The sequence below is a fragment of the Trichodesmium erythraeum IMS101 genome (assembly GCF_000014265.1).
In the GTDB taxonomy this organism is placed as follows: domain Bacteria; phylum Cyanobacteriota; class Cyanobacteriia; order Cyanobacteriales; family Microcoleaceae; genus Trichodesmium; species Trichodesmium erythraeum.
This window is the reverse complement of sequence record NC_008312.1, coordinates 4,019,183-4,043,371: the sequence shown is the minus strand read 5'-3', so window position 1 is coordinate 4,043,371 and position 24,189 is coordinate 4,019,183. Positions and strand designations below refer to the sequence as shown.

Annotated in this window: 18 protein-coding genes; 10 read left to right on the top strand and 8 right to left on the bottom strand. The window is 33.3% G+C overall.

From position 1 onward, the window contains the following. Positions 1 to 147 precede the first annotated feature (147 nt). Positions 148 to 1,950 carry a GUN4 domain-containing protein gene (locus TERY_RS26305; protein ID WP_011612174.1) on the bottom strand — a complete coding sequence of 601 codons (1,803 nt, stop codon included), beginning with the start codon at positions 1,948 to 1,950 and terminating at the stop codon, positions 148 to 150. 434 nt (positions 1,951 to 2,384) lie between these two features. Continuing rightward, positions 2,385 to 3,470 carry a hypothetical protein gene (locus TERY_RS12510; protein WP_155994414.1) on the bottom strand — a complete coding sequence of 362 codons (1,086 nt, stop codon included), beginning with the start codon at positions 3,468 to 3,470 and terminating at the stop codon, positions 2,385 to 2,387. Between the two features lie 1,575 nt (positions 3,471 to 5,045). Between TERY_RS12510 and TERY_RS33025 the strand changes: the two genes are divergently transcribed. Next, a complete protein-coding gene (locus TERY_RS33025) occupies positions 5,046 to 5,195 on the top strand; it encodes a hypothetical protein (protein ID WP_155994413.1) in 150 nt (49 codons plus the stop codon). A gap of 149 nt (positions 5,196 to 5,344) precedes the next feature. Then, positions 5,345 to 5,494 carry a hypothetical protein gene (locus tag TERY_RS33020; protein ID WP_155994412.1) on the top strand — a complete coding sequence of 50 codons (150 nt, stop codon included), beginning with the start codon at positions 5,345 to 5,347 and terminating at the stop codon, positions 5,492 to 5,494. 163 nt (positions 5,495 to 5,657) lie between these two features. Here the strand turns inward: TERY_RS33020 and TERY_RS12505 are convergent, their stop codons facing one another. Then, positions 5,658 to 6,872, bottom strand: a complete 1,215-nt coding sequence (locus tag TERY_RS12505) for a DNA double-strand break repair nuclease NurA (protein WP_011612172.1) — start codon at positions 6,870 to 6,872, stop codon at positions 5,658 to 5,660. Between the two features lie 308 nt (positions 6,873 to 7,180). Next, on the bottom strand, positions 7,181 to 7,987 hold the full coding sequence (locus TERY_RS12500; RefSeq protein WP_011612171.1) for an HAD family hydrolase: 807 nt from the start codon (positions 7,985 to 7,987) through the stop codon (positions 7,181 to 7,183). A 344-nt stretch (positions 7,988 to 8,331) separates the two neighbouring features. Here TERY_RS12500 and TERY_RS12495 point away from each other — a divergent pair, with 344 nt between their 5' ends. Further along, the gene (locus TERY_RS12495) at positions 8,332 to 8,772 is read left to right on the top strand and encodes a hypothetical protein (RefSeq protein ID WP_011612170.1); all 441 of its coding nucleotides are present in this window, start codon (positions 8,332 to 8,334) and stop codon (positions 8,770 to 8,772) included. Between the two features lie 141 nt (positions 8,773 to 8,913). Here TERY_RS12495 and TERY_RS12490 read toward each other — a convergent pair whose 3' ends face one another. From TERY_RS12490 to TERY_RS12480, 3 genes are all read right to left on the bottom strand, one after another. After that, positions 8,914 to 9,318, bottom strand: a complete 405-nt coding sequence (locus TERY_RS12490; RefSeq protein WP_011612169.1) for a hypothetical protein — start codon at positions 9,316 to 9,318, stop codon at positions 8,914 to 8,916. Between the two features lie 574 nt (positions 9,319 to 9,892). Then, positions 9,893 to 11,791 carry an FHA domain-containing protein gene (locus TERY_RS12485; RefSeq protein ID WP_011612168.1) on the bottom strand — a complete coding sequence of 633 codons (1,899 nt, stop codon included), beginning with the start codon at positions 11,789 to 11,791 and terminating at the stop codon, positions 9,893 to 9,895. A gap of 1,370 nt (positions 11,792 to 13,161) precedes the next feature. Beyond that, a complete protein-coding gene (locus TERY_RS12480) occupies positions 13,162 to 13,755 on the bottom strand; it encodes an FHA domain-containing protein (RefSeq protein ID WP_011612167.1) in 594 nt (197 codons plus the stop codon). A gap of 224 nt (positions 13,756 to 13,979) precedes the next feature. On the opposite strand from TERY_RS12480, the gene TERY_RS12475 reads away from it, so the two are divergent. The 3 genes from TERY_RS12475 (at position 13,980) to TERY_RS12465 (ending at position 17,662) form a co-directional block, all read left to right on the top strand. Then, entirely contained in the window at positions 13,980 to 15,227 is a 1,248-nt protein-coding gene (locus TERY_RS12475) for a protein kinase domain-containing protein (protein WP_011612166.1), read from the top strand. Further along, on the top strand, positions 15,220 to 16,659 hold the full coding sequence (locus TERY_RS25290; protein ID WP_370497210.1) for an RDD family protein: 1,440 nt from the start codon (positions 15,220 to 15,222) through the stop codon (positions 16,657 to 16,659). The genes TERY_RS12475 and TERY_RS25290 overlap by 8 nt, the downstream gene beginning before the upstream one ends. Positions 16,660 to 16,912: 253 nt before the next feature. Continuing rightward, positions 16,913 to 17,662 (top strand): DsbA family protein, encoded by a 750-nt coding sequence (locus TERY_RS12465; RefSeq protein WP_011612164.1) that lies wholly within the window; start codon positions 16,913 to 16,915, stop codon positions 17,660 to 17,662. Between the two features lie 164 nt (positions 17,663 to 17,826). Here TERY_RS12465 and rpe read toward each other — a convergent pair whose 3' ends face one another. Continuing rightward, positions 17,827 to 18,537 (bottom strand): ribulose-phosphate 3-epimerase, encoded by a 711-nt coding sequence (gene rpe / locus TERY_RS12460; RefSeq protein WP_011612163.1) that lies wholly within the window; start codon positions 18,535 to 18,537, stop codon positions 17,827 to 17,829. A 685-nt stretch (positions 18,538 to 19,222) separates the two neighbouring features. Between rpe and TERY_RS12455 the strand changes: the two genes are divergently transcribed. The 4 genes from TERY_RS12455 (at position 19,223) to TERY_RS25285 (ending at position 24,098) form a co-directional block, all read left to right on the top strand. Further along, the gene (locus tag TERY_RS12455; protein WP_011612162.1) at positions 19,223 to 19,597 is read left to right on the top strand and encodes a hypothetical protein; all 375 of its coding nucleotides are present in this window, start codon (positions 19,223 to 19,225) and stop codon (positions 19,595 to 19,597) included. A gap of 111 nt (positions 19,598 to 19,708) precedes the next feature. Continuing rightward, on the top strand, positions 19,709 to 21,124 hold the full coding sequence (locus TERY_RS12450; protein WP_011612161.1) for an LCP family protein: 1,416 nt from the start codon (positions 19,709 to 19,711) through the stop codon (positions 21,122 to 21,124). Positions 21,125 to 22,554: 1,430 nt separating this feature from the next. Continuing rightward, positions 22,555 to 23,151: a molybdopterin-dependent oxidoreductase gene (locus tag TERY_RS12445; protein ID WP_011612160.1), complete on the top strand. Its 597-nt coding sequence runs from the start codon at positions 22,555 to 22,557 to the stop codon at positions 23,149 to 23,151. Between the two features lie 314 nt (positions 23,152 to 23,465). Continuing rightward, positions 23,466 to 24,098 carry a 2OG-Fe(II) oxygenase gene (locus TERY_RS25285; RefSeq protein WP_011612159.1) on the top strand — a complete coding sequence of 211 codons (633 nt, stop codon included), beginning with the start codon at positions 23,466 to 23,468 and terminating at the stop codon, positions 24,096 to 24,098. Positions 24,099 to 24,189: the final 91 nt, after the last annotated feature.

Genomic DNA, 24,189 nt, shown 5'->3' with positions numbered 1-24,189 from the left:
AAATCTAAACATTTTCGCCATTTAAACACTGGAACAACATTAGCTAATAACCGAAGTGAAGCCATCCCTCATCAATATCAACCCCTTACTTCTCACCTCTTACCTTAAGCAACCTCTAAACCCTGAGTTCCGGCTATATCTTACAGTTTACAAATCTTTATGAGAGAGAAGAGACCAAAGAACTGCTGCCCAGCCATACAAAGACCCCTCATTCCCACAACACGGCAGGTGTCCCCTGTAATAATTATCACTCACAGTCAAACCATCATAACTCAACCATTTTCCCTCCAGGCGCCATCCCACCTTATCTCCGAAATCCTCTACTACTTTTGGATTATACCTCTGGGTACCACCCAAACTCTGATAAACTTGCTTCTGAACAGAAAAACCAAACATACCATTACTATATCTGAGCCATAGCTTATCAATAATCCCTAAATCTTGACTAGGAAAATTCTTTGTATCCTCAATTCTCAACCATCCTTGGGACTTCCGGTCCGCCACTTCTATCATTCTTTGATATGTTTCATCGTCTGCTTCCTTCCACCTTTTAGCCACCAATAACTCATGCAACCTAGTATAATCAACTCCAGCTGCAGAAACCAGAGGCACAGAAACCACAGAAGACGGAGGTTCAAGAACCTGAACCCCTCCTTGCCTTTGCTGCTCCTGAGTCTGAATATTTGCCAGGGAACTCAACGGTCTGTGCTCTTCTTCTCCCCTAAATACTACATCCTCAAACTCTCTTTCCTGCTCATTTTGTAGCTGAGTCGGAATATTTGCCAGGGAACTCAACGGTCTGTACTCTTCTTCTCCCCTAAATACTACATCCTCAAACTCTCTTTCCTGCTCATTTTGTAGCTGAGTCTGAATATTTGCCGGGGAACTCAACGGTCTGCGCTCTTCTTCTCCCCTAAATACTACATCCTCAAACTCTCTTTCCTGCTCATTTTGTAGCTGAGTCGGAATATTTGCCGGGGAACTCAACGGTCTGTGCTCTTCTTCTCCCCTAAATACTACATCCTCAAACTCTCTTTCCTGCTCATTTTGTTCTTGTCCCGAAACTGGTGAAGCTTGAAAACGCTTGAACCGAAAAGAAACAATACCAGAGCTAAACATCAACCCACTAATGGAAAATATCGAAAGTATCCACTTATTCAAGTCTAAAGGTAGAAGATTACTATATAACTTAGCATTATAAAACTTAGACTCCCGAAAATAATTAATAGGTACACCCCAAGCACAGGTCAAACTACTATTATTAATTCTATTGAAAGTTTGCCGATCAAGCTGCCATTCTATATCAGGCCTACTTATCTGCTGAGATATCAAACTTGGCACCATTTTAGAGTTACTACTTCCATGGACTGCCACAACCTCACCCTTTGTATCCACAACAGGGGCTCCACTCATTCCTTCAACAGTCAAAGCTTTATAAGCAACCCCATAACCCCGGGCTTTTTTCTTCAAAGCTGAAACCTGACCCCCAACAAACTGGGCCACTAAATGTTGATCCAGACGAGGAAAACCATAAACAAAAATAGAACTACCTATCTTCAGGTTTTCTGGTTTACCTATTTTTAGTGCGGGATAATTACATCTTTTTGTGTGTGGCTTAAAAGTAATCAAAGCCAAGTCTATACTACCAGGAAATCTTTCTACCGTAGCAACATCCCAGACTTTTTCATCTTTTTCAGTCCATAAGATTTTTTGTCCTTCTTTTTCCACAACATGAGCTGCTGTTAGTACACTACAGACTTCTGACTTTCCTTCCACCTCTACAAAAAAACCAGTTCCATCTCCTGGTTGATTTTTATAAGATAGTTTAACAATACTATCCTCTAGTCGAGAAGCTATGTCTTCGACCTCTGTTTTTTTGACAGAGGAAGAAAAATTTGTCAGAGTTATTGATAAGAAAGTTATACTGATAATAGGCAGTAGAGATTTCATCGGTTTAAAGAATATTAGTTGACAGAAAGGTTATACCAAATAACATTTTATTAGTAAAGGTTTAAATATTTAAATCCGGAAAATTTTAACTTAATATAGATTTTATCTAGATTTTATTTTAATTATTTTTATAATAAAACTATATCTAAAAAATAGCTATATGTTTCCAATATTATTTAATTTTTTTTTTAAATACAACAAAACAACTGTTTTTTGTTGTCCAAGTCTGAGAGCCTTATTAAGGCTTTAAACTAATAATTTTAATTACTTGAGTGGCAGCTAAATTTTTTTCTATAGACAGGGAAAACGACTTAGAGTTATTTCCGTTATTATAAGTTACATCAATTACCATCAAAATGACTCAGATAAATACTTTTACCATTTGCCATGTATCTCGTTATTTCTAAATATGTTGTAAATATTTGTCTGAGAAATCATCCTTTTTTAGTATAAGAAAACACGCCATAAAGTACTAGAGCATTGAGGCCTACTCCGAAAATCAAAAAATCTACCCAAAAGCTCCCGATACCTATTGTTGCCCTTTTCTTTTGTTTTTCAGACATCAATTCTTTTTGTAGTTGTAGGCTTTGTATTTCAACTAGCTCTTCTTGTCTGGCCTTATATTCGGCCTTATGAAGTTGTTTTTGTCCTTCTGGTTCTATTTCACCCCGTTCTTCCTCTTCCTCTTTCCATCGGTGCTCCTCAAGTGGTTCTGGTAACTCGACTTCTTGTTCTTGTATCTCAACAGCGATCGCCTTTGAAGAATACTCCCGAAAAAAATTCAAAGTAATAGGTATACCCCAGGAAAAAGTCAAACCTTGAATATTACCCTCCAAAAATACAGCTTCCAAGAAATTCTGACATTCTGACTCAGACAACTTTGGTGGTCTTGAAGCCAAACTTTCGACCATTTCTTGTTCTTGATCACTTTTTCTATGAGCTGCCATAAACTTAACCCTCTGATCCATAACAGGCACTTCAGTGTTTCCACTTACACTCAAAGCTTGATCATAAACTCCATCGCCTGGCCGCCGACGTTCCTCAGTATAAACACTACCAAAAGCAAATTCTGATAACAACTGCCTACCCCAAAGAGCAAAGCCCAAAGTGTAGACAGAACTACTGGTTTTAAAACTGTTTGAATTACCTATTCTTAGCAATGGATCATTACAGTTACATTTTTTTCCCGTTTGCTCAAAAGTTGCTAAAGCTAAATTTATATTACTCGGAAATATTTCTAATTTAGTCACATTCGCAACTTTCCCATCATTATTTTCTAATAAATTTTTCCCTTCCTTTTTGACCACATGAGCTGGGGTTAGTAAATTATAAGCTTCTGTTTCTCCAGATATGAGGGGTTTATTTGTATAAAATAGTCTTAAAATACTAGGCTCTAGTAGAGAGACTATTTTTTTTGGACATAAGGAACAGTTTGTCAGAGTTAGTGACAGGAAAGTTAAGCCAAAGACGCGAATTAAATATTTCATCTTTCTTAAAAGTTCACCAAGTGCTAATGTCAATTTTTTTTCCTACAACCATTAGATCTTCCATCCTTGGTTTTTTGGATCTTTAAGTAATGTGACCAAAACCCTATAATTGAAGCTGAAGCACAACTTTTGGGGAATATCGGTAGTTATCACTGGGGATGAGCTAGTATTTTTTTATAATTTTACATCAGCTCACGAGCTTGAGATGGTGTGGGAAACTACTGTTGGAGCAAAACCTTTAGGAATATAGACAGCATTCGCACTTATCTGGGTTAGTAGTTTGAAAGTCTAATTTTTCCTCATCTTGCCTACAACCATTAGATGTTTTTTTCATGATTGTCAGGAGTTGGTGATCTCAAAAAAAAGAGTTACTACTTTCCTATAATACTCAATTAACTTAAAAATAAAACAACTTTTTCTGCTTGTCAAGAAGCGATCGCTTCATAAATATTTAGTAGCTTCAAAGTCTAATTTTTCCTAATTTTACCTATAAGCATTAGATATTCATTACTTATTGCTCAATAGCTTTGTATGATGCAAACAAGTCCTAAAGTGGGAGTACAACAAATATGCGAATTGCAGCGGGGATGTCTAACTTTTCTGATTTTTACCTATAACTCTTATATCTTCGGTATTTAACTTAGTTTGTAGGAGCTTCAGATGATGCGGCCAAAGTCCTAAAGTGGGAGCACAACAGATGTAAGAATTGCAGCAAGGGACTCTAATTTTTCTGAGTTTCACCTACAACCATCGCCTTTCCTTCTCGGTTGTCAGAAGCTGGTGTATTCAAAAAAAATAGTGAGTCTACTTTTTATTATACTTCAATTAGTTAAAAATAAAACAACTTTTTTTGCTGGTTAAGAAGCGATCGCTTTATAAATATTTAGTAGCTTCAAAGTCTAATTTTTCCGATCTGATTTTTACCTATAACTATTATATCTTCGGTATTTAACTTAGTTTGCAGGAGCTTCAGATGATGCGGCCAAAGTCCTAAAGTGGGAGCACAACAGATGTAAGAATTGCAGCAAGGGACTCTAATTTTTCTGAGTTTCACCTACAACCATCGCCTTTCCTTCTCGGTTGTCAGAAGCTGGTGTATTCAAAAAAAATAGTGAGTCTACTTTTTATTATACTTCAATTAGTTAAAAATAAAACAACTTTTTTTGCTAGTTAAGAAGCGATCGCTTTATAAATATTTAGTAGCTTCAAAGTCTAATTTTTCCGATCTGATTTTTACCTATAACTATTATATCTTCGGTACTTAACTTAGTTTGTAGGAGCTTCAGATGATGCGACCAAAGTCCTAAAGTGTGAGCACAACAAATGTAAGAATTGTAGCAAGGGACTCTAATTTTACTGAGTTTCACCTACAACCATCGCCTTTCCTTCTCGGTTGTCAGAAGCTGGTGTGCTCAAAAAAAATAGTGAGTCTACTTTTTATTATACTTCAATTAGTTAAAAATAAAACAACTTTTTTTGCTAGTTAAGAAGCGATCGCTTTATAAATATTTAGTAGCTTCAAAGTCTAATTTTTCCTAATCTTACTTATAAGCAGATTTCAGTACTTAGTGCTCAATAGCTTTGTATGATGCAAACGAGTCCTAAAGTGTGAGCACAACAGATGTGCGAATTGCAGCAAGGGACTCTAATTTTACTGAGTTTCACCTACAACCATCGCCTTTCCTCATTGGGTTGTCAGAAGCTCGTGTGCTCAAAAAAAATAGTGAGTCTACTTTTTATTATACTTCAATTAGTTAAAAATAAAACAACTTTTTTTGCTAGTTAAGAAGCGATCGCTTTATAAATATTTAGTAGCTTCAAAGTCTAATTTTTCCTAATCTTACTTATAAGCAGATTTCAGTACTTAGTGCTCAATAGCTTTGTATGATGCAAACGACTCCTAAAGTGTGAGCACAACAGATGTGCGAATTGCAGCAAGGGACTCTAATTTTACTGAGTTTCACCTACAACCATCGCCTTTCCTCATTGAGTTGTCAGAAGCTCGTGTGCTCAAAAAAAATAGTGAGTCTACTTTTTATTATACTTCAATTAGTTAAAAATAAAACAACTTTTTTTTGCTAGTTAAGAAGCGATCGCTTTATGAACATTTAGGTTTAGACATGAGAGAAATCACCCCATAAGCAATAGCAGCTATAAAAACCGCAGTCAAAAAATCACAGATTTATGATTGTGAATTCATGGAGACTATAACGACTAAAATCAGGCAATACTACTCCGCTTGCGAGTCTCCTTGTAAGAAGTCCCCACATTTTTCAAACCAGCCTTAATCATTTCCTGCTCCAACAAAGCAAAAAAACTGATGCGATCGCCACCCCTAACCACCGCCTGATTATGAGCTTCTGCTAATGCCACCGGATAACCATAACCCTTTTGCACTTGAGCCAAAATCATTCCTAACACTAACTCCAACATTTCCTCATTTTCAACCACCCATTCTGGCATATCAATTCTAGCCACTTCCCTACCAACATTCACATAACAAAAATAGATAGTATTATCCCCATATAAATGCAGAATTCTAGCAGAAGATTGCCACAAAGGACTTCTTTGTCCAGGCCTTAATATTGAACCCCAAAATATCACATCTCGCAGCGGTTCAAACGACTGACAAGGAGCTTTTTCAGTAAAACCAAATCCCCCCAAACCAACATTTGGACAATTACTGATACAATCAGGTTCATCATAAATACAAGCCTTTAAACGCAAAAAAGATAAACTTTCATTACTGCGAGAAGCACTCAAATAACCAACCAAAGGAATACCAGCCAGCTTTAATTTATTCCAAGCTTCCATTATGGGATTTAAAATCCTATCCCGTGCTTCAGAAGGCAAAGACTCCAAGAACCAATAAATCAGAGAACCATCAACCATTGCTAATATTGGAGAACCTAAATTATCAGAATTATTTTTTACCCATTCACAACCCAATTGGGCCAAAACCAAAGCCTCAGAAATAGTCCGTCGATAACCCATCCATTCTTCTGTTTTAATACCCCATTGTCGAGAGATATAAAGGTCACCTGGTTCATAAAAAATTTCTGGAATACTATCTAAAAGCGGATAACGACTTTCCCCATAATGCAACATTACTCGACCAATATTTAACAAATAACAATAGGCAATTTCATGTTGACTTGGAGCTATTTGAGAACCATCCGTAGCGAATACTGTATGACTTTTTGGAGGAGGATTAATTAGAGGATAAGTATCTAAAGATTCTATAGGAATAGCAGGATTAAAAAGTATACGGTCGCACCAACTTTCCTCTAAGGCTAATAAATCTTCTTGTTCATCCTTTGCTGCTTCTAATAATTGTTGAGCAATCTCCAATCTATTTTTAGCAGCCATCGCCTCTTTTGTCAGATGTTGACTCATCCCTTGCATTTGTTGTGCTAGTTTTGTTAGGTCTAGCATAATTTTAGTTCCCTAGTTAAATTCAAAAAAATTATCCCCCACTTTGTAGCTTTTTCTAGAATATCCTTGTCACTTAACTTACTATAAAAAACTATGTCAATCTTCATCTTCTGACCAAATAAGCAACAGGTAAATCAAAGGATCAATCAAGGATAAATATTTAGTTAAATAAGCAGTTAAATAAGCAGTTAAATAAGCAATATTATCTGAGCTAAAATATAAGAAACTACCAACATAAACATGGTGAAAATAATCAAAATCATCCCTTATTTATGAAACACAATTTTATCTTATAACTCCATTTATTTTTATTCCTTCTTACCTCCAAATTTCCATTTAGAAAAATCCTGACAAAACTGAGCAGAAGACAATAAATGAATTGATGGGTATTGAGCCACAGAATTTCGTTCTTTCTGAGTATTATAACCCCAGTCTGCCAAAAATAATTCTACCTCTTGTAAATCTGGGTGTTTTTGTATAGAAAGTAAAGTTTTTAATCTATCTTCAATAAACCAAATAGTTGTTCGGGCCCCTAGTTTTGCCAATAAAATTTTTAGAGTTTCATATTTGGGACGTTTAGATTCTTTGCCAATAATATCTGCTTCTGGTAAATTAACACCAACTTTATGCAACAGAGAACGAGCAAACCTTCCCTCCTTAGTTGTGATAATAATAGGTTTAACCTCCGATACCATCAATTCTTTCAACTTTTCCACAACCCCTGGATAAAATTGATGTAAAGATAACCACCCTTCCAAATCTTTTACTATCCATTCATCCCTAGTATTATCCAAACAAGCACCTATTTTCCATGGATCTAGATTTTCTTGAATAACAATTTTTTCAGCGATCGCTTGCCATTCCTGAAAAATAGTATCTTCCTCAATACCCAATATTAAAGCTCGGATCAAAAGAGGCATTTCCCAACCAATTTCAATAACAGGACGCAACCGATAAAACTTTTCCATCAAATCATTTAATGGTATTTCATCTGATATTTGCCAAAATTGAGAGTAGGTGCGCCAAGCTGTTTGAAAATATTCACTTAATCCATTGCATAAAACACCATCAAAGTCAAGAGCTAAAACAGTAGGAGTTTTTATTGCCATAGTCATTTCAGTTATAACCTCATCAATTCAGACAGCTATCTCTATCCCGACCCTTTTTTTTTATATTTATCCCTTCCTCCTTCCTGCCTAATTTCCTATAAGTAAATATAAAAAAGCAAAATCCCTATCTACTTGTCACAAAAATTTATCAAACTTGGTATTAGACATTGTATTTTTTCACAAAGCTATGTTTTTTGCTTTAAAGTATGGTTAGAATAATTAAAGGTTTATTAAAACTAAAAATTATCCTAATTAGAAGGCCAAAAAGCATTAAAGTAGTAGTTCTAATTATTTATGAGATAAACCAACTTTAATGATGTGAAAGTAAAATTACAAGTACAAGTGGAATTATGACAGAAACTAACCCAACTAGTGATACTAGCAATCAACCTAGCATTCAAAGTAGTCTACCCACAAAATTGGAGCAAGGCTCTCAACAACGTACTACCTTACAAGTAGAGACCAAGCCAGTAGAAACAAAAGAAATACAAGAAGAAACAACCAAATTAGCATTACCTGGAAATCGTCCTATAGGTAAAACTAACCTTAAATATAGTAAAACAATTTCCAATCGCCCGATAGTTTCAAATAGTCTAAAAATTAATCATACAATGTCTGCCTCTGGAATTCGCCCAGTAGTAGATAGTGGATTAGAATTTAATAATACAATTACAGCTTCTGGAGTTCGCCCAATTGGTACTAATAATCTAGAAGTTAGTAAAATATTGATGAATCGTCCTGTTGCTTCTAATGGGGTTAATAGTGAAGACTTGATGGGTTTTTTAGACTAAAATTCTCTGTATATTCAATTCCTATGATAGCATATTAATAATACACTAGTAACTTCCCTAAGTTTGTCAAAAATTAGACTGTTTTGTCAAAAAATCTATTTTTTTTAGTTAAGGCTATAGACAAGCTTGCACATGGGAATGTTACAACCAGCGACCTCCCCGAAAACGCCAACGGGGGAAATAGATTCGCATTACAGTTTGGGATACTATATATAATCCTAACCATACTAAACTATAATGTAATGCAAAGTTTTTAATTTTAAAGTCAGACATTTCTAAGAGTGGTAAATCTATAGTTTTGGCGATAAATAATAAGAATATAGCTTCCCAGATAGCAGCTAAAAGTTGATAAATTCCTGGCCAATCACGATCCCAACGGAATTTTTGAAGCAAGTCGTATAATATATCCCAAAATAAACCTAAAACAGCAATGTAGCCTAATACCAAAAAGTATATCAGTTCACCAAAAGGGATAGTAATTAAAATACCTACTGTTGCTAATAATAGTAATCTTGTTTGCCAACGACCAAATAAAGTAGGAGTCATTTCAATTATCACCATTACAATTATTAATATCTTCTATGAAATTAGGAAGCTTTAAATACTGAAACTTAATTTTTTTCATCCTTTCAAAAAGGGAAAGCTATTCACCTTATCTTTTTATTATCTAATATTTAAAACTATAATAAATTTGTTGAAAATCTAAGCTCAAAAAATACATAAAGGCTGCCTTTATTTGTCAAAGAAGATAATTTATTTTAGCTTAAATAGTTAAACTGAAAGGTTTATTAAATAAGTTTTTAAATAATTTTAGTCTTGATCTTCCAAAAACTCTAAATAATAAATCATAAATAATAAATAATTAAGCCAAGACCTGAATAACCAAACAAGAAATCTGGTTTCGTATTATAATTGATTATTAATTGTATTTTAAGTTAAGAATAATTATATCAATATATATATATAAACCTACATTAATAAATATTGGTAAATCAGCAATAGTTAATAACCCTAACTATTGTACTCTAAAACGACTTATAGGATTTTTTATTTCATGATATAATCTCCAAAAATATTTGTATTCTTCAAAGTTAAAAAACTTCTTAAAGACTCTATAAGACTAGGAAGGAGATTGATTAGTTGCCCATTTCCACCATTGCCCAATAGAACTAAACCCATTTAAATATTTGATTCCAGGGGCTTGAATTTTGAAAAGATGATCGACACAACGCAGTGCTGTATACTGTAAACCCAGGAAGCTATCAACAGCAGCATAAGGTCCACCAAAAGTTATAGCACCACAAGCATATATCTTACCTGGTTCATTACTCACCCCTATTACTTCAAAATCATTAGAAACAGTTAAACGTTTTTGAGCGTTAAGTTGAAGATTATATTTTTTAACCAAGTCATAAATTAAAGGACTTTCATCGACATTTGCTTCAAGACCAGTAGCATCAATAATAAAATCTGTTACCAAAGCCAGTTTAGGAAATTCTGTAGATATATGAGTAATAATACCATTTCCCTGATTTGGTTCAACTCGCGTCACTTTACCAAATTCAACCTTATACCACTTATCTAACTTAGCCTGCTGAATAATTTGTCGCCAGTCAGACCGAGATGCAGTCGTTGTACCACCCCACTCCTTAAGTAAGTCTTTGCGTTTTTCAGGTTTTGCCTGTTCTAACTTTACCCTTAGTTCTCCTCCCCAACAAGCTTTAGGCCAATTAAAAGGTTGAAATTCAAAATTATTTTCTACTTGACGTTGAGCAACACCAAACTTTTTGCCTTTAGTTACTTCTGAACGCATCAAATGTATAATTCCTATATTTTTTTGACTTCGCTGTCGTACTTCATAAATACGTTGAATAATTCTGGATGCAACTATTCCACGACCTCGAATTAATACTACCCCTCCATTTTTCTCTAAATGCTCATAGACATGAGCATGATCTTCATAAGCGTTTACTACTGCCCTAAAATCTTCTGTTTGCCTCCGATACATTTGTAAGTCTTCCAGAAATTTGAGTTTGGGATAACCAGTAGCTAGATGAAGAAAGCTAACTATTAAAAAGCCATAGTCTCGGCTTTTAGAACTAGAAAAAGAATAGGCGATCGCATAGCGTCCATCATCAGTTTTACGAATAGCTCTAACTCTACCAAAGCGAAATATCTGATCCCAACCTATTCGTTTCGCTTCTCTATCTATAGAGGCAAAAACATTTCTGGCTTTTGGAGTATAAGTCTGAGCAAAAGTTGGCTCTGCAAATACTTGCCACAGACACTTCAAACTAGATAAAATTCTACCATGGGAAAAATCTTGCCAAGCCTCCCTAAGAGCATAACTAGGCCAACCCCAAATATTATCGGGACAAGAATCTGAATTAGACCTCAATCTTTCATGGTCAGGAATTTGAGAATTCAGACAAAGTTGTTTATAATGCCAATAAGATTTTTGAGTTTCATTGGGTGGTATATTGCCATTCTCATCTAGAGGTACAATACCCAGAGCTACAATTTGATTAGATTTTACTCCAAAGATTCTCAGAAAATCAACCCAGATAAAACTACCTAAACCACCCCCTATAGTTCCATAGTCAGCTTCATCTAAAGTATATCCACTTTTTCGCAAGTCTGAAACTTTTACTTTCTCAGCATCAACAAACCAAGGAGGCGGAAAATTTATTCTAATATCAATTTTGTATGGACCTAATTGTAATACATCCCCATCTTTAATTAAAGATTTTGTTTGACGTAAACCATTAATAAATATACCGTTTGTGCTATTTTGATCTACTATTACTAAGTTACCTTTTTCTAAATTAATTAAGGCATGATACCCAGAAATTTCTGTGTGTTTTAACTCAAGTCTAGAAACTGAATCTTCACCAATAGTAGAGGGCATTTTACTAAATTTTCTTCCTATAGTTACTGGTAATTTGTATTGTGGTTGTCTGAGGTATCCAGTAGTTAAATCTGTCCATATAAGTTGAATACTAAAATTTTCAGAAGTCATTTTTTTTACTATTAATATTTTGCTGATTTATTCTAGGTGATTTGCAAGTTTTAAACGATTATATTTTTCACATATTTAATTAAAGATTTTGCTGGCAGTAAACTATTAATAAATATACCGTTCGTGCTATTTTATTCAACTATTACTAAATTACCTTATTCTCAATAAATTAAGGCATAATACCCAAATATTTCAACGATTATATTTTTCACATATTTAATTAAAGATTTTGCTAGCAGTAAACTATTAATAAATATACCGTTCTTGCTATTTTATTCAACTATTACTAAATTACCTTATTCTCAATAAATTAAGGCATAATACCCAAATATTTCTATGTAGTTTAAGTCAAGTCTAGAAGCTGAGTTTTCACCAATAGTAGATAGCATTTTACTAAATTTTATGACTATAGATACTGGCAATTTATATTGTGTTTTTTTGAGGTATCCAGTAGTTAATTTTTTTCATATCAGTTTAATACTAAATTTTTCAGAATTTATATTTTTCTAAATTCCGTTTTTTTGAGGTATCCAATAGTTAATTTTTTTTCATATAAATTTAATCCTAAATTTTTCAGAATTCATATTTTTTTTCAAAATTAATATGTTTATTATTTATGCTAAGTGATTTACAAATTTTAAATAATTATATCTTTCAAATTTTTAATAAAATATTTTGCTTGAAGTAAACTATTAATAAATATACTGTTTGTGCTATTTTATTCAACTATTGCTAAATCACCTTCTTCTCAACTAATTAAAGCATGATACCCAGAAATTATATGTAGTTTAAATTAAGACTAGAAACTAAATTTTAACTAATAGTGGATGGCATTTTACTAAATTATCTGACTATAGCTACTGGCAATTTATATTGTAGTTTTTTTTGAGGTATCCAGTAGTTAATTTTTTCCATATCAGTTTAATACTAAAATTTTCATAAATCGTATTTTTACTATTAATAATAAAGACTAAAATTGTCAGAGGTGATGAATTTTACCATTAATTATGTTATCAATTATGCTGATTTAAATTATTCAATAATTATATTTTTTACACTCTATATGGTTTCAATAAAGATTCTAAACTATTATTTATATATAAATATTTTTTTTAGTTTATTTCCTCTGAAAAACTTGCAAACCTATATAGCAATTATCCAATAGATTTTCAGCAGATAAACTTATAAAAAATTGGCAAAGGGAGATTTTGAAACAAATATTAGATTTGAGATTCGTTCAATATGTAATTTATATTGTTTACCTACTTAACATTTTATCTATAGATTATTTACAAATTATTTTATCCTACTATATATAAATTATTTTATTAACAGTAATCATATTCTTTTTGCCTAAACTTGAATTCTGATTAATTATTATTAGGAACAATAATACTTTTGGCATCAGCTAAAGAAGTACCACACCAACTACACCCAATATTTAACTTTTCTATTGATACAAGTTTACCACAATTAGGGTTTGGACAAACCAAATAATTAGCTCCAAATATGGATCTTTTTGGTTTAGTTGCTAGTTCTTTTAATTGAGAAGCATCTGGAGGACTTAAAACCGTACTGTTATTATTCAAAGGAATTGGAGATTGCAAAATTGTAGGAGAGGTGAAAATATTATTTGCGTTATAGATAACTTTAATTTTTGTTTGACCAAGACATATCAAACTATTATTATTTAAAACAACTTCTGCATATTTAACAATAAGCTTTTTATCTACTATTGGCGGGTTACTAGCTTTTAGATTGCGCAAATAAAACTTGTTATCTTGACTGTTATAAAAAATTTCTACATGAAGCCTAGATACACTAGGGTCATCAAAAGTGATATCACAATTAGCTGGTTCTCGACCTAACCTAACTGTTCCTGGATTTTTGCTAGGTTGTATTTCCTTTATTGTTTTAGTCTTGGTTGTGTCTTGCTCTTCCCATGATATAATAATTTCGTTCATTGCATTTATTTAGTAATAACTTTGAGTATATTTTTTGATTACAAAATCTTCATAGAATTATACAAATATTTTCTCTAACTCTCGTAAAAGAGCCTTCTAGAAAGTTTATACATTCTTTTTTTTGACCCCATATTAATGCTAGCAAATATTTTAACTCAATTATACTGTAATAACTTTAAACTTAAAACTTAGTAAATATACTTATCTAAATTAACTAAATCAATATGTTTCTTAAAAAAGGTCAGTATGAAATTATTAAGACCCTAACAGCTGGAAGCTTTGGTCAGACATATATAGCTATAAACAAACATTCACAACCCCCCAATCAAGAAGTTGTTATTAAAAAGCTTAAACCTCAACAAAATGACCCTTATACCTTACAGAATGCTGAACGTTTATTTAAAAAAGAAGTCGAGAGTCTAAAAAAATTAGGATATCACAAGCAAATACCTACTTATATAGATAATTTTGAAGAAAATAACGAATTTTATCTGGTTCAAGAATATATTAAAGGTAAAGATTTAACAGAGGAGCTAAAACCAGGGAATAAATTAAGTGAATCAGAAGTTATTCACTTATTAATTGATATTTTAGAAGTATTAGATTTTGTCCATAAAAATGGAGTAATCCATCGGGATATTAAACCATCTAATTTAATGCGACGTACTGAAGATAATCAGATAGTTTTGATTGATTTTGGCGCAGTTAAAGAGGTAGGTACAGTATTAGTTAACCAGCAAGGTCAAAAAACTATAACGGTTATTATTGGAACCCCAGGATATATGGCTGGGGAACAAGGTCAAGGTCATCCTGAATGCGCCAGTGATGTTTATGCTGTTGGAAAAATAGCCATTCAAGCTTTGATGGGAGTATCTCCAAATTTACTAGCTCCTAATTTATTACTTAGGAATCAAAATAACCCTGAACTTTTATGGCGTCAAGGAGTTTTGATTAGTCAGGAATTAGGAAATATTATAGATAAAATGGTGGAACAAAATTGCTTGTTACGTTATCATAATGCTGGGGAAGCATTGCAGGAAATTAAAGGGATTTTACCTGCCGATGTTGAAAAATATGCAGGTTTTTGGATGAGACTTGCTGCTGATTTGATTGATAAAACTATTATAATTATTGGTAGTATAATTGTTGATTTTATAATTAATGATGTTACTGTTGATGAAGCAGAATTTATGGCAAGAATTTTAGTCTTTTACATAATTGCAGGATTTATTTATTGCCCAGTAATGGATAGTTCAAAAACACAAGGAACTTTTGGAAAAATGTTAATGGGAATTAAGGTAACTGATCTACAAAGAAGGAGAATTTATTTTGATAAAGCTACTAAAAGACATTCTAGTAAATTTTTTTCATACTTAACTTTAGGTATAGGTTTTATTCTGGCTAGTTTTAACAAAATAAAACGAGTTTTACATGACATTATCTATGGTTGTTTAGTTATTAAGAATATTTAAAAATGTCTCAAAAAAATATGCAATTTTTAATCAAATATTTGTTGATATTTTAATTGATGGAGTGGTTTTTTTACTATTAATTTACTTGACTTTGGGTAAGCAAGAAATAAATGAAAATACTTCGGTAAAATCCTCTATTTTTCTAGTTTTAAATACTGTATTAGGTTGGTTATATTTTGCTATATTGGAAAGTTCTCAAATACAAGGAACTTTAGGTAAACAGATAGTTGGAATTTCTGTAACAGACTTACGGGGAAATAAAATTTCTTTTGGCAAAGCAACAGCAAGATATTTCGGCAAGTCATTTTTTCTTGTAGTTTGGATAGCTGCTACAATAGTGGCCATAATGGGTGAAGGGACAGGGTCTACAGATTCACCATACTTGATACTAGCTGGAATACTGTTTATTCTGGGATTAATTGTATTAGTTGTTGGTTATCTGATGGCTGCTTTTACCCCAGAAAAACAGGCACTCCATGACATTATGGCAAGGTGTTTAGTGGAGAGAGCAAGTGGTCAACCTAGAGCTATTCCTTGGAAGTCTTTAGTTGCTCTAGCCATAGCAGGGTTTTTCTCTAGTAAAATTTTAGCCATGATTCCTGAGGCACCCAATGATCCAAATAACGATACAATATCGGAACCAACTCCAACAGAAACTTCACCTCCCACTCGACCAAGGACAAAATATCCAAAGGTATCCACCAAAGAAAACAGAATTTTTGGCCCTCTTATTGAACCAGATGACAGGCTAAAAGAAGCCTTTAAAGGAGTATGGAAATTAAGCTACAGTGTTGGCTTTGTTGTCCATGAAAGCCAGTTATCAATGACAGGACCTTCAGGAGTCATGTTCACTCAGTTTTTTGATAGTGATATTAACCAAACTAAGACCATCCTACAAAAGATTGAGCTTTTGTCTTCTGCTAAAGGCCTAGTTTTATTAGGTAGTGATCCGACCAATTTAGATTCTGGAGAAATAGACTCCGCCTACTCAGCGGATAATTTTCGCGTAGCACAAAGACCAGATGGTACTTTTGAGTTTCGTAACTATTCTCTCAGTGATGATGGCTCTATATTTGAGTCACCAGTGGAAGCTGAATTTAGTGGCTATCCAAAACTAGGTGTTCAAATGGCCGAGCTGACACGAGAAGTTAAACAGAAATTAAATACAGAAATTGGGAGCAACGTCATTACTGAAGAGCAAGGTGTTTTAGTTATTAAAGTTTTTGATGATTCTCCAGCAGAAAAAGCTAATATTAGGCCAGGAGATGTACTTCAAGAAGTTAAGAATAGGACAGTTACTTCTCCGAGTCAAGTCCAGGAAATTGTCCAATCTTCATATTTGTTTTTGCCTATTGATATACAATTGAATCGTAGCGGTGAAAACATAAATTTGAGTGTACAACCTGAATGTTGTATGACTCAGGAAGAGTAAATAATTTGTCAATAATTCTGTCAAATTTATGGGTGTTAGTGTTTAAGGGGGAGCGAGGGTTAAGATTTAATTTTGTGTAATTAATTAATTTTGTCTAAGCACTTAAGAGGGGGAATAAATCAAGTTTTTTTAGGGATAGTCTGTATAATTTTTTTACTATTCTATTTGGTTCCTAATTCATAATTTAATATTCAATGGAGTATAATATAAATTTTATTATTATAACTGACTTACAAAATAGACTTTTCTGATTATGAGAGTATTATTCTTACTATCTATAGTTATGACTACTTGCATTAGTCTGAGTGGTTGTACTTTTTCGGATAAACTAACAAATAATCCAATAAAACCAGAGTTAGAACAACAAGTTCTACAGATTATTCGTGATCATCCAGAGGTAATAATTGAATCAGTACAGGCTTATCAACAAGAACAACAGCAAGAAAAAGAAGCTAGTCAACAAAAAACATTACAACAGTTTAAAAATAATCCTCAAGAACAAATTGGTGAATCTCCAACTTTTGGTTCTACTGCTCAAAAAATAGTACTATTTGAGTTCTCTGATTTTCAATGCCCTTTTTGTGCTAAAGCACAGGAAAATCTTAAAGAATTTATGGATAAGCATCAAGATAGAGTAACTTTAGTATTTAAGCATTTACCTTTAACAAACATTCATCCTCAAGCAAATCCGGCAGCTAAAGCAGCTTGGGCCGCTCAACAACAAGGAAAATTTTGGGAGTATCATGACGCTTTATTTGAACAACAAGATAGATTAGGAGAAGAATTATATCTAGAAGTTGCTAATAATTTGGGTTTAAATATAGATAAATTTAATAGCGATCGCCAATCTGAAGCAGCTAGCATTTCAATTGAAACAGATATTCAATTAGCTAAAAAAATAGGTGTTTCTGGTACACCTTTCTTTGTGATGAATGGAGAAACTTTTTCTGGTGCAGTCAAACTATCTCAGATAGAGGAGACTTTTGCTAAAGTTAGTCAGTAGATATTTTATCTGCAAGATGCCAGAAACCAAAACCATTACAAAAAGATTTAAATTTTACTTTTGCTCCTGATTTAAATTAATCTCAAAACAAAAAAAAATTAAAAATGGATGATATAACCCATTTTTAATTTTAATAACTTTTTATTAAACAGTATTTTTTGTTATTAAACAGTAGCTAACTGAGGTTGAGGAACGGGACGTTTACTATTACGAATACCATTAATTGCCTCTGCATAATCATTAGCCTTAAACACAGCAGAACCTGCAACAATAGCATTAGCACCAGCTTCTAATACTTGCCAAGTATTATCAGTTTTGAGACCACCATCAACTTCTATCCAAGGATTAAGTCCCCTGGCATCACACATTTCACGTAGCTTCCGGATTTTAGATATAACTGTAGGAATAAAACTTTGACCTCCAAAGCCAGGGTTGACACTCATTATCAACACTAAGTCACATAAATCTAAAACATATTCAATTAATTCTAGAGGTGTAGAAGGATTAAGAACTACACCTGCTTGCTTACCCAACTCCTTAATTTGGCCTAGAGTTCGGTGCAAATGAGGTGAAGCATTATGTTCAGCATGAACAGATATAATATCAGCGCCTGCCTTTGCGAAATCTTCAACATACTTCTCTGGTTCCACAATCATTAAGTGGACATCAAGAGGTTTCTTAGTGACAGGACGAAGTGCTTTGACAATTAATGGGCCAATAGTAATATTAGGTACAAAACGGCCATCCATTACATCAATATGAATCCAGTCAGCACCAGCTTGATCTACAGCTCGGACTTCATCTCCAAGGCGACTAAAATCTGCTGATAATATAGATGGGGAAATAACAATAGGTTTCTTCTCGGTAGTGGTCATAATAGTAAACTATCTCCTACTTATTAAGTAATTACCGAAAATTTTAACATTAATAGGACTTACACATGCATATTAAGTTATACACTCCTACTTGATAGGTTAGTCCTGGGTTCATCTGACCTAAGTCATTACTAATTTAATTATTTATGATCAGAACAGATATATGGAGAAGTTCTAGTTTAGTTTAATGGTTTGATAGTAGAGACTTGGCATATAAAGTCCCTACTGAGTAGTAATTCAGGTTCAGTGGAATTAGAAAATCAGAAAACAACTGTACCTCAAGAACTTGAAAAACGTTATATAAAAATTAAAATGTGATTAGTTGGAGAAACGTTATTTCCTTATCTTAGGTAAAGATAGATGAGATAGCAGTAAGATTTGAGTTATTAATATGGTCAGTACCTAGACAGCAATTATTGACAAAGTACAATGTTTATATATTAAAGATTTTAGCTTGGCTCAATGTGTAATTTCTTTTGTTTACCTGCTGATAGATAATAAGCTGTTGGGCATAGAAACAATATAGGTATTAATTTAAAAAAAGACGCCTAATAACTTAAACTTTTTTTCCTGTTATTTTTATGATTCCCAATCTCAACATATATTAGCTTAAGTATAATCTTACAAAATTTAATTATGTAAATACTAGCAAAAATTTTACTTCTACTGATAACCCAAATAACTAATGATGAAAAATACTGCGCAATTTGAAAATCCTTACATTAACCGCCAAGAATTATTTTTGTTAGTAACTCCAATATTAGGTTTTTTTCCTGCAATATGGATTTTGTTTCGTCAAAAGGCTAGCATACAACATAGAGCAGTAAGCAGATTAATTGTGACTTTAACCTTGATTTGGTTATTAGGAAATATTTGCTTGCAATTAGGAGTCGAAATAGGGGAATCTGGGATAATTACCTTATTATTAATAAATAGTCTACTAACTACTAGCTATTTTATAATTAGTTTTGGACTAATGGTTCGGATATGGAAAAGACAACCCTTGTGGCTACCAGGAATTAACCGGATAGCAGAAAAAGTTGTCGGTAAACATTTATGATTGTTGAAGATTCTATTTAACATTTTGCAAATTTAAATTTATTTAAATTTTTAGCGAAATTTGTCTAACAAAAAAACTTTTTATTTTAATACTTAGTGTGTGAGGAAAACAGTGCCCACTAATAAAATTTTAAATTCAACCCCTAATAAAGATTTAACAACAGAAAAACACCAGAAACAACCTACCCAATTTAGAAAGAGACATTGGTTTGGGTTAGCTTTAGGTGTAGTCGGAGTGGCAATAACTTCTGCTACGGCAGGCGCTCTATTGGCAGTAGCTTTTTCTAGCACTCCACTAATGCAACAAAGGTTATCTCCAGAAGATGCAGCAGTATTTTCTCAAAAAAACTTGGCCAAAAGCAATATGAGGTTGCCAGAGTTAACTCGGCCTGTCAATATATTGTTGTTGGGAATTAAGGTATTAACATCAGATTTAAAAGAATATCCTCAGGATGATGATTTAGGTTACCATGCTTTGGTTAATTCTTTTAAAGGACTATCTGATACAATACTTATGGTTAGATTTGACCCTAAAAATCAGAAGTTAACCTTACTTTCTATTCCCAGAGATACTCGAACTTATGTAGAAGATCGAGGTTTAACTAAGATTAATGCTGCTAACTATTATGGAGGACCGGCAAAAAGTGCAAAAGCTGTTAGTGAACTTTTAGGTGGAATAGGAATAGACCGCTACATTCGGGTCAATGTACAAGGTGTGGAAAAGTTGATAGATGCTCTTGGGGGTCTGAAAGTTCATGTACCATTAGACATGAAATATCAGGATGATAGTCAACACCTTTATATTAATCTTAAAGCAGGTGAACAACATCTAAATGGGAACCAAGTTCTACAATTTCTCAGATTTCGCTATGATAATTTAGGGGATATTGGGCGGGTACAACGGCAGCAACTTTTGATGCGAGCTTTTATGGAACAGTCGGTCAATATGAAAACTCTATCCCGACTGCCAAAAATTCTTTCAGTAATTCAGTCTCACATTGATACAAATTTGAGTGTAGAGGAATTAGTCGCTTTAATGAATTTTGCTGCTAAGATTAAACGACCTAATGTGCAGATGTTGATGGTGCCCGGTGAGTTTAGCGATCCTAAGAAATATAAGTCTAGTTACTGGTTGCCTGATTTGACAACTTTAGATAATATGATGTCTAAACACTTTGATTTTGGTTATCAGGCTTGGGAAGTAGAAAATTTAGATTATAACTATATTACGGTAGCAGTTCAAGGTAGTACTGATAATTTGGAAGCTGTTGATGAATTAGTTATGTCTCTCAAAGAGACTGGTTATTGGCATGTTAAAGTTGCTAAACCCTGGAGTAAATCTTTAGAAGTAACTCGAATTATTGCTCAGAAAGGAGATCTTCAGGCCGCACAAGCAGTTCAAAGGTCTCTTGGTTTTGGAGAAGTTTTTGTAGAAAGTACGGGTTCTTTAAGATCGGATGTGACTATTCAGTTAGGAGAAGATGTGTTGTCAATTAAGGATAAATCTCAAAATTTACAAAATTGGTAAAAGTTGCTATTTTTTTGATCCACTGGTGTAGATTTGACATTTAGGGCATTAAAGTTTAAATATACTTGATTGATAGGGACATTCTCTAGGAATGTTTTGACCCTTAACTATTATCTCAATACTAAATCTGTTTGATAATGGAGGCTCATTAAAAAGATAAGGTAATTATACTAGAGGTAGGAGGCAGAAGTATTAGAAGGATTTGGACAAAGTTGCTTTTTATGGATTAGATTTTTTATCACACGATAATTTTCAATTTGATGTGAGATGAATAGAGGATAAGTTCATGAGACTTTTTGGTGCCATTAATTGATAATGAATGCTTTTTACCTCAATAGTAAAAGTTTATGTTTTTATAATAAAAATTAATCAGGAAGTAAAAGCAGGTTGAAGGCTCTGATGGCAGTTTCTAAACAGAATCAAAAAATAGCAGAGGAAAAAAGAAAGGATTTTCAGTTTCTCTCCTGCTAATAGGTTATGCTCAAAAGTCTAAAATTATTGTCTACGAAAACTTAAATGTTAAAAAATTAGCAAAAACAAGATTGAGCAAATAAATCTATGATCCAGGTGGGAGTCAACTGCTGAGTATTTTAACTGTCAAAGCTTTAGGGTAAGGTTATCCCTGGGACTTCTACCAGTTTTTATGATTCTTGAATACAGAAATTTTGCCTTAAAGGTATTTATGCACTTATGAGGCAGTCAGAAGCTTTATATTAGAAAAGTCTAAACCTCTAGAAATATTGGACATAACATGATAAATGTAAATCCAAATGGTATCAGTCAAGATGGGTTAATTTTTTGAGAAACAGTCCCTAAATGATGATCACAGAAAGTTTATTCTTGCCCTGGAAAATTGTGATTTGTTGTGGTCAAAATGTAGCTAGAAATAGAAAAAAATAGGGCAGTTGGGTATCCTGTATTGAAGGTACGCCTAAGTCCTACGGAATACCAGGACTGAGAAGGGAGAAGTCCACACTATATTACCTGGTGAGTATGAGAATAGTCGCTTATTTGGTGAGTAAGTTTCACCGGTAGAAAGTAACAGTAGTGAATATCCAACCTGAAATAACCAAGAAATTATGTTAAAAAACCAAGTTGATCTAATGAACTCTATACAAGGTGTCAATATCCTAGGAATGCTATCCAAGGTTTTGATCTCAGCATTGAAACTGATAAAAGTAGCTAGAAAAAAAGACTTAAGGGAATTATATAGGTAAGATTCATTCTATTTATAGTAGTTTCTTGGAATTAGTTAAATTGATAATATAGTATAGTTAATATGTATTTGGGATCACTGAGTTTTTGCTTTGTTTTGCCTCGTTTGATATTAATTTTGGGAGAAGTATAATGACAAAGCTTATAAAGCTTATTTATCAGTGAACTAAGTCAATTATAGAAATAATTAAGCAAGTAACCGAAAATAGTTAACCATGTTAGGTAAATTTTTCCGAAAACCAGAAGCAGAATTAAGCGATCGCGTTCCTCCTGGTCAGCACTTGGCTAAAGGTTTCCCCGTACTAACTTATGGTGAGACTCCTAATATTAGTCAGGACAAATGGCAGTTAAAAGTATGGGGTTTGGCTAAACCAATTACTTTTAATTGGTTAGATTTAATGGCAATGCCACAAAATCACTTTAAAGCAGATTTTCATTGTGTGACTCGTTGGTCAAAACTTGATGTTCAGTGGACAGGGGTAAAAGTTATAGATTTGATGGCTCATGTAGAGTTAGACCCCAAAGCTATCCATATTATGGAACATTGCTATGGAGGTTACACTACTAATATTTCTTTGTCTGATTTCCTTCGAGAAGAAAATTTCTTTGCTCACACTCTATTTGATGAACCATTACCTTATAATCATGGTGGTCCTGTACGATTAGTAGTTCCTCATCTCTATGCTTGGAAAAGTGCAAAATGGATTAATGGACTAGAATTTCTAGACAATGAAGAATTAGGTTTCTGGGAACGTAATGGTTATCACAAACGTGGTGAGCCTTGGTCAGAAGAACGTTATGGATCTATTTAACGAGTACGAAAATGAGAGGCGGGATATGTATTACAGCGGAAGTTGTAAGTCAACCAGACCCTTACCTCTAGAAGGGAAAGTCAGTAGGGGATATTTGCTTTTTGCCTTTACATTCGCAGTACGGAATAAATTTGAGAGTTTGAGAAGACCCTCACTACCCTAGCGACTGCTCTATTTTTAACTTTTTTCCTCTATTTTGTCTTCCCACTTGTTGACTTTTTGATGTTATAAAATTATTTACTATCTTGTAGAGTAGGGTCGTGAGAATGTCAAAAACTGTAATTATTGATTGGATAATAGACAACTCATAAAAAATGTTTTGGATGTATCCTGAAAAAAAATATAATCAAACTGTATTCACCTGTTATGATGCTAGTGAGCCTAGTCATTTTTGTCAAAGAGGTGAAAATTGGGGAGTATTTACGGCAGATGAATGTGACTGGATTATTTCACTTTCACAAAATGTAGCAACATCTCAAAATTATATCGCTGAAGTTACTAACCCTAGCTATCGTCAGGTTAGTGCTTGGGAAATATATCAAACTCAAGAAACAAATTGGGTTTGGCAACGATTAATTAATAATGTTATATCTGGAAATAACCATTGCTGGAACTATGATATTGTAGGGATTTTAGAGTCTATACAACTCATTTGTTATGACAGCACAAATACTTCTGAGAAGATTCAAGATAATTGCGATCTACATATAGATAATGAGTATCCTTTGTCTTTTCGGAAAATTTCTTTTTCTGTGGAATTATCAGAACCTAATAGTTATGAGGGCGCAGAACTAAATTTATATGTACAAAAAAATCAGAAAATATTACCTAGAAGTAGAGGATCAATGATTATGTTCCCTTCATTCATCTTGCATGAAGTAACACCTATTATTTCCGGTAAAAGATGGGCACTTATTGGTTGGGTAGGAGGACCTCAATTTAGATGATTTCTACAATTTAAGTAGGGAATAGATTATGGGGATTAGGTGAGAAAAACTGCTGATTGTATTGCCTACGCCAAAAGTGTATAAATCGTTT

Bases quoted from the DNA above. Each gene is read 5' to 3' on its own strand.
- TERY_RS26305 (WP_011612174.1), bottom strand. From the start codon at position 1,950: ATGAAATCTCTACTGCCTATTATCAGTATAACTTTCTTATCAATAACT.
- TERY_RS12505 (WP_011612172.1), bottom strand. From the start codon at position 6,872: ATGCTAGACCTAACAAAACTAGCACAACAAATGCAAGGGATGAGTCAA.
- TERY_RS12500 (WP_011612171.1), bottom strand. From the start codon at position 7,987: ATGACTATGGCAATAAAAACTCCTACTGTTTTAGCTCTTGACTTTGAT.
- TERY_RS12495 (WP_011612170.1), top strand. From the start codon at position 8,332: ATGACAGAAACTAACCCAACTAGTGATACTAGCAATCAACCTAGCATT.
- TERY_RS12490 (WP_011612169.1), bottom strand. From the start codon at position 9,318: ATGACTCCTACTTTATTTGGTCGTTGGCAAACAAGATTACTATTATTA.
- TERY_RS12485 (WP_011612168.1), bottom strand. From the start codon at position 11,791: ATGACTTCTGAAAATTTTAGTATTCAACTTATATGGACAGATTTAACT.
- TERY_RS12480 (WP_011612167.1), bottom strand. From the start codon at position 13,755: ATGAACGAAATTATTATATCATGGGAAGAGCAAGACACAACCAAGACT.
- TERY_RS12475 (WP_011612166.1), top strand. From the start codon at position 13,980: ATGTTTCTTAAAAAAGGTCAGTATGAAATTATTAAGACCCTAACAGCT.
- TERY_RS12465 (WP_011612164.1), top strand. From the start codon at position 16,913: ATGAGAGTATTATTCTTACTATCTATAGTTATGACTACTTGCATTAGT.
- rpe (WP_011612163.1), bottom strand. From the start codon at position 18,537: ATGACCACTACCGAGAAGAAACCTATTGTTATTTCCCCATCTATATTA.
- TERY_RS12455 (WP_011612162.1), top strand. From the start codon at position 19,223: ATGATGAAAAATACTGCGCAATTTGAAAATCCTTACATTAACCGCCAA.
- TERY_RS12445 (WP_011612160.1), top strand. From the start codon at position 22,555: ATGTTAGGTAAATTTTTCCGAAAACCAGAAGCAGAATTAAGCGATCGC.
- TERY_RS25285 (WP_011612159.1), top strand. From the start codon at position 23,466: ATGTTTTGGATGTATCCTGAAAAAAAATATAATCAAACTGTATTCACC.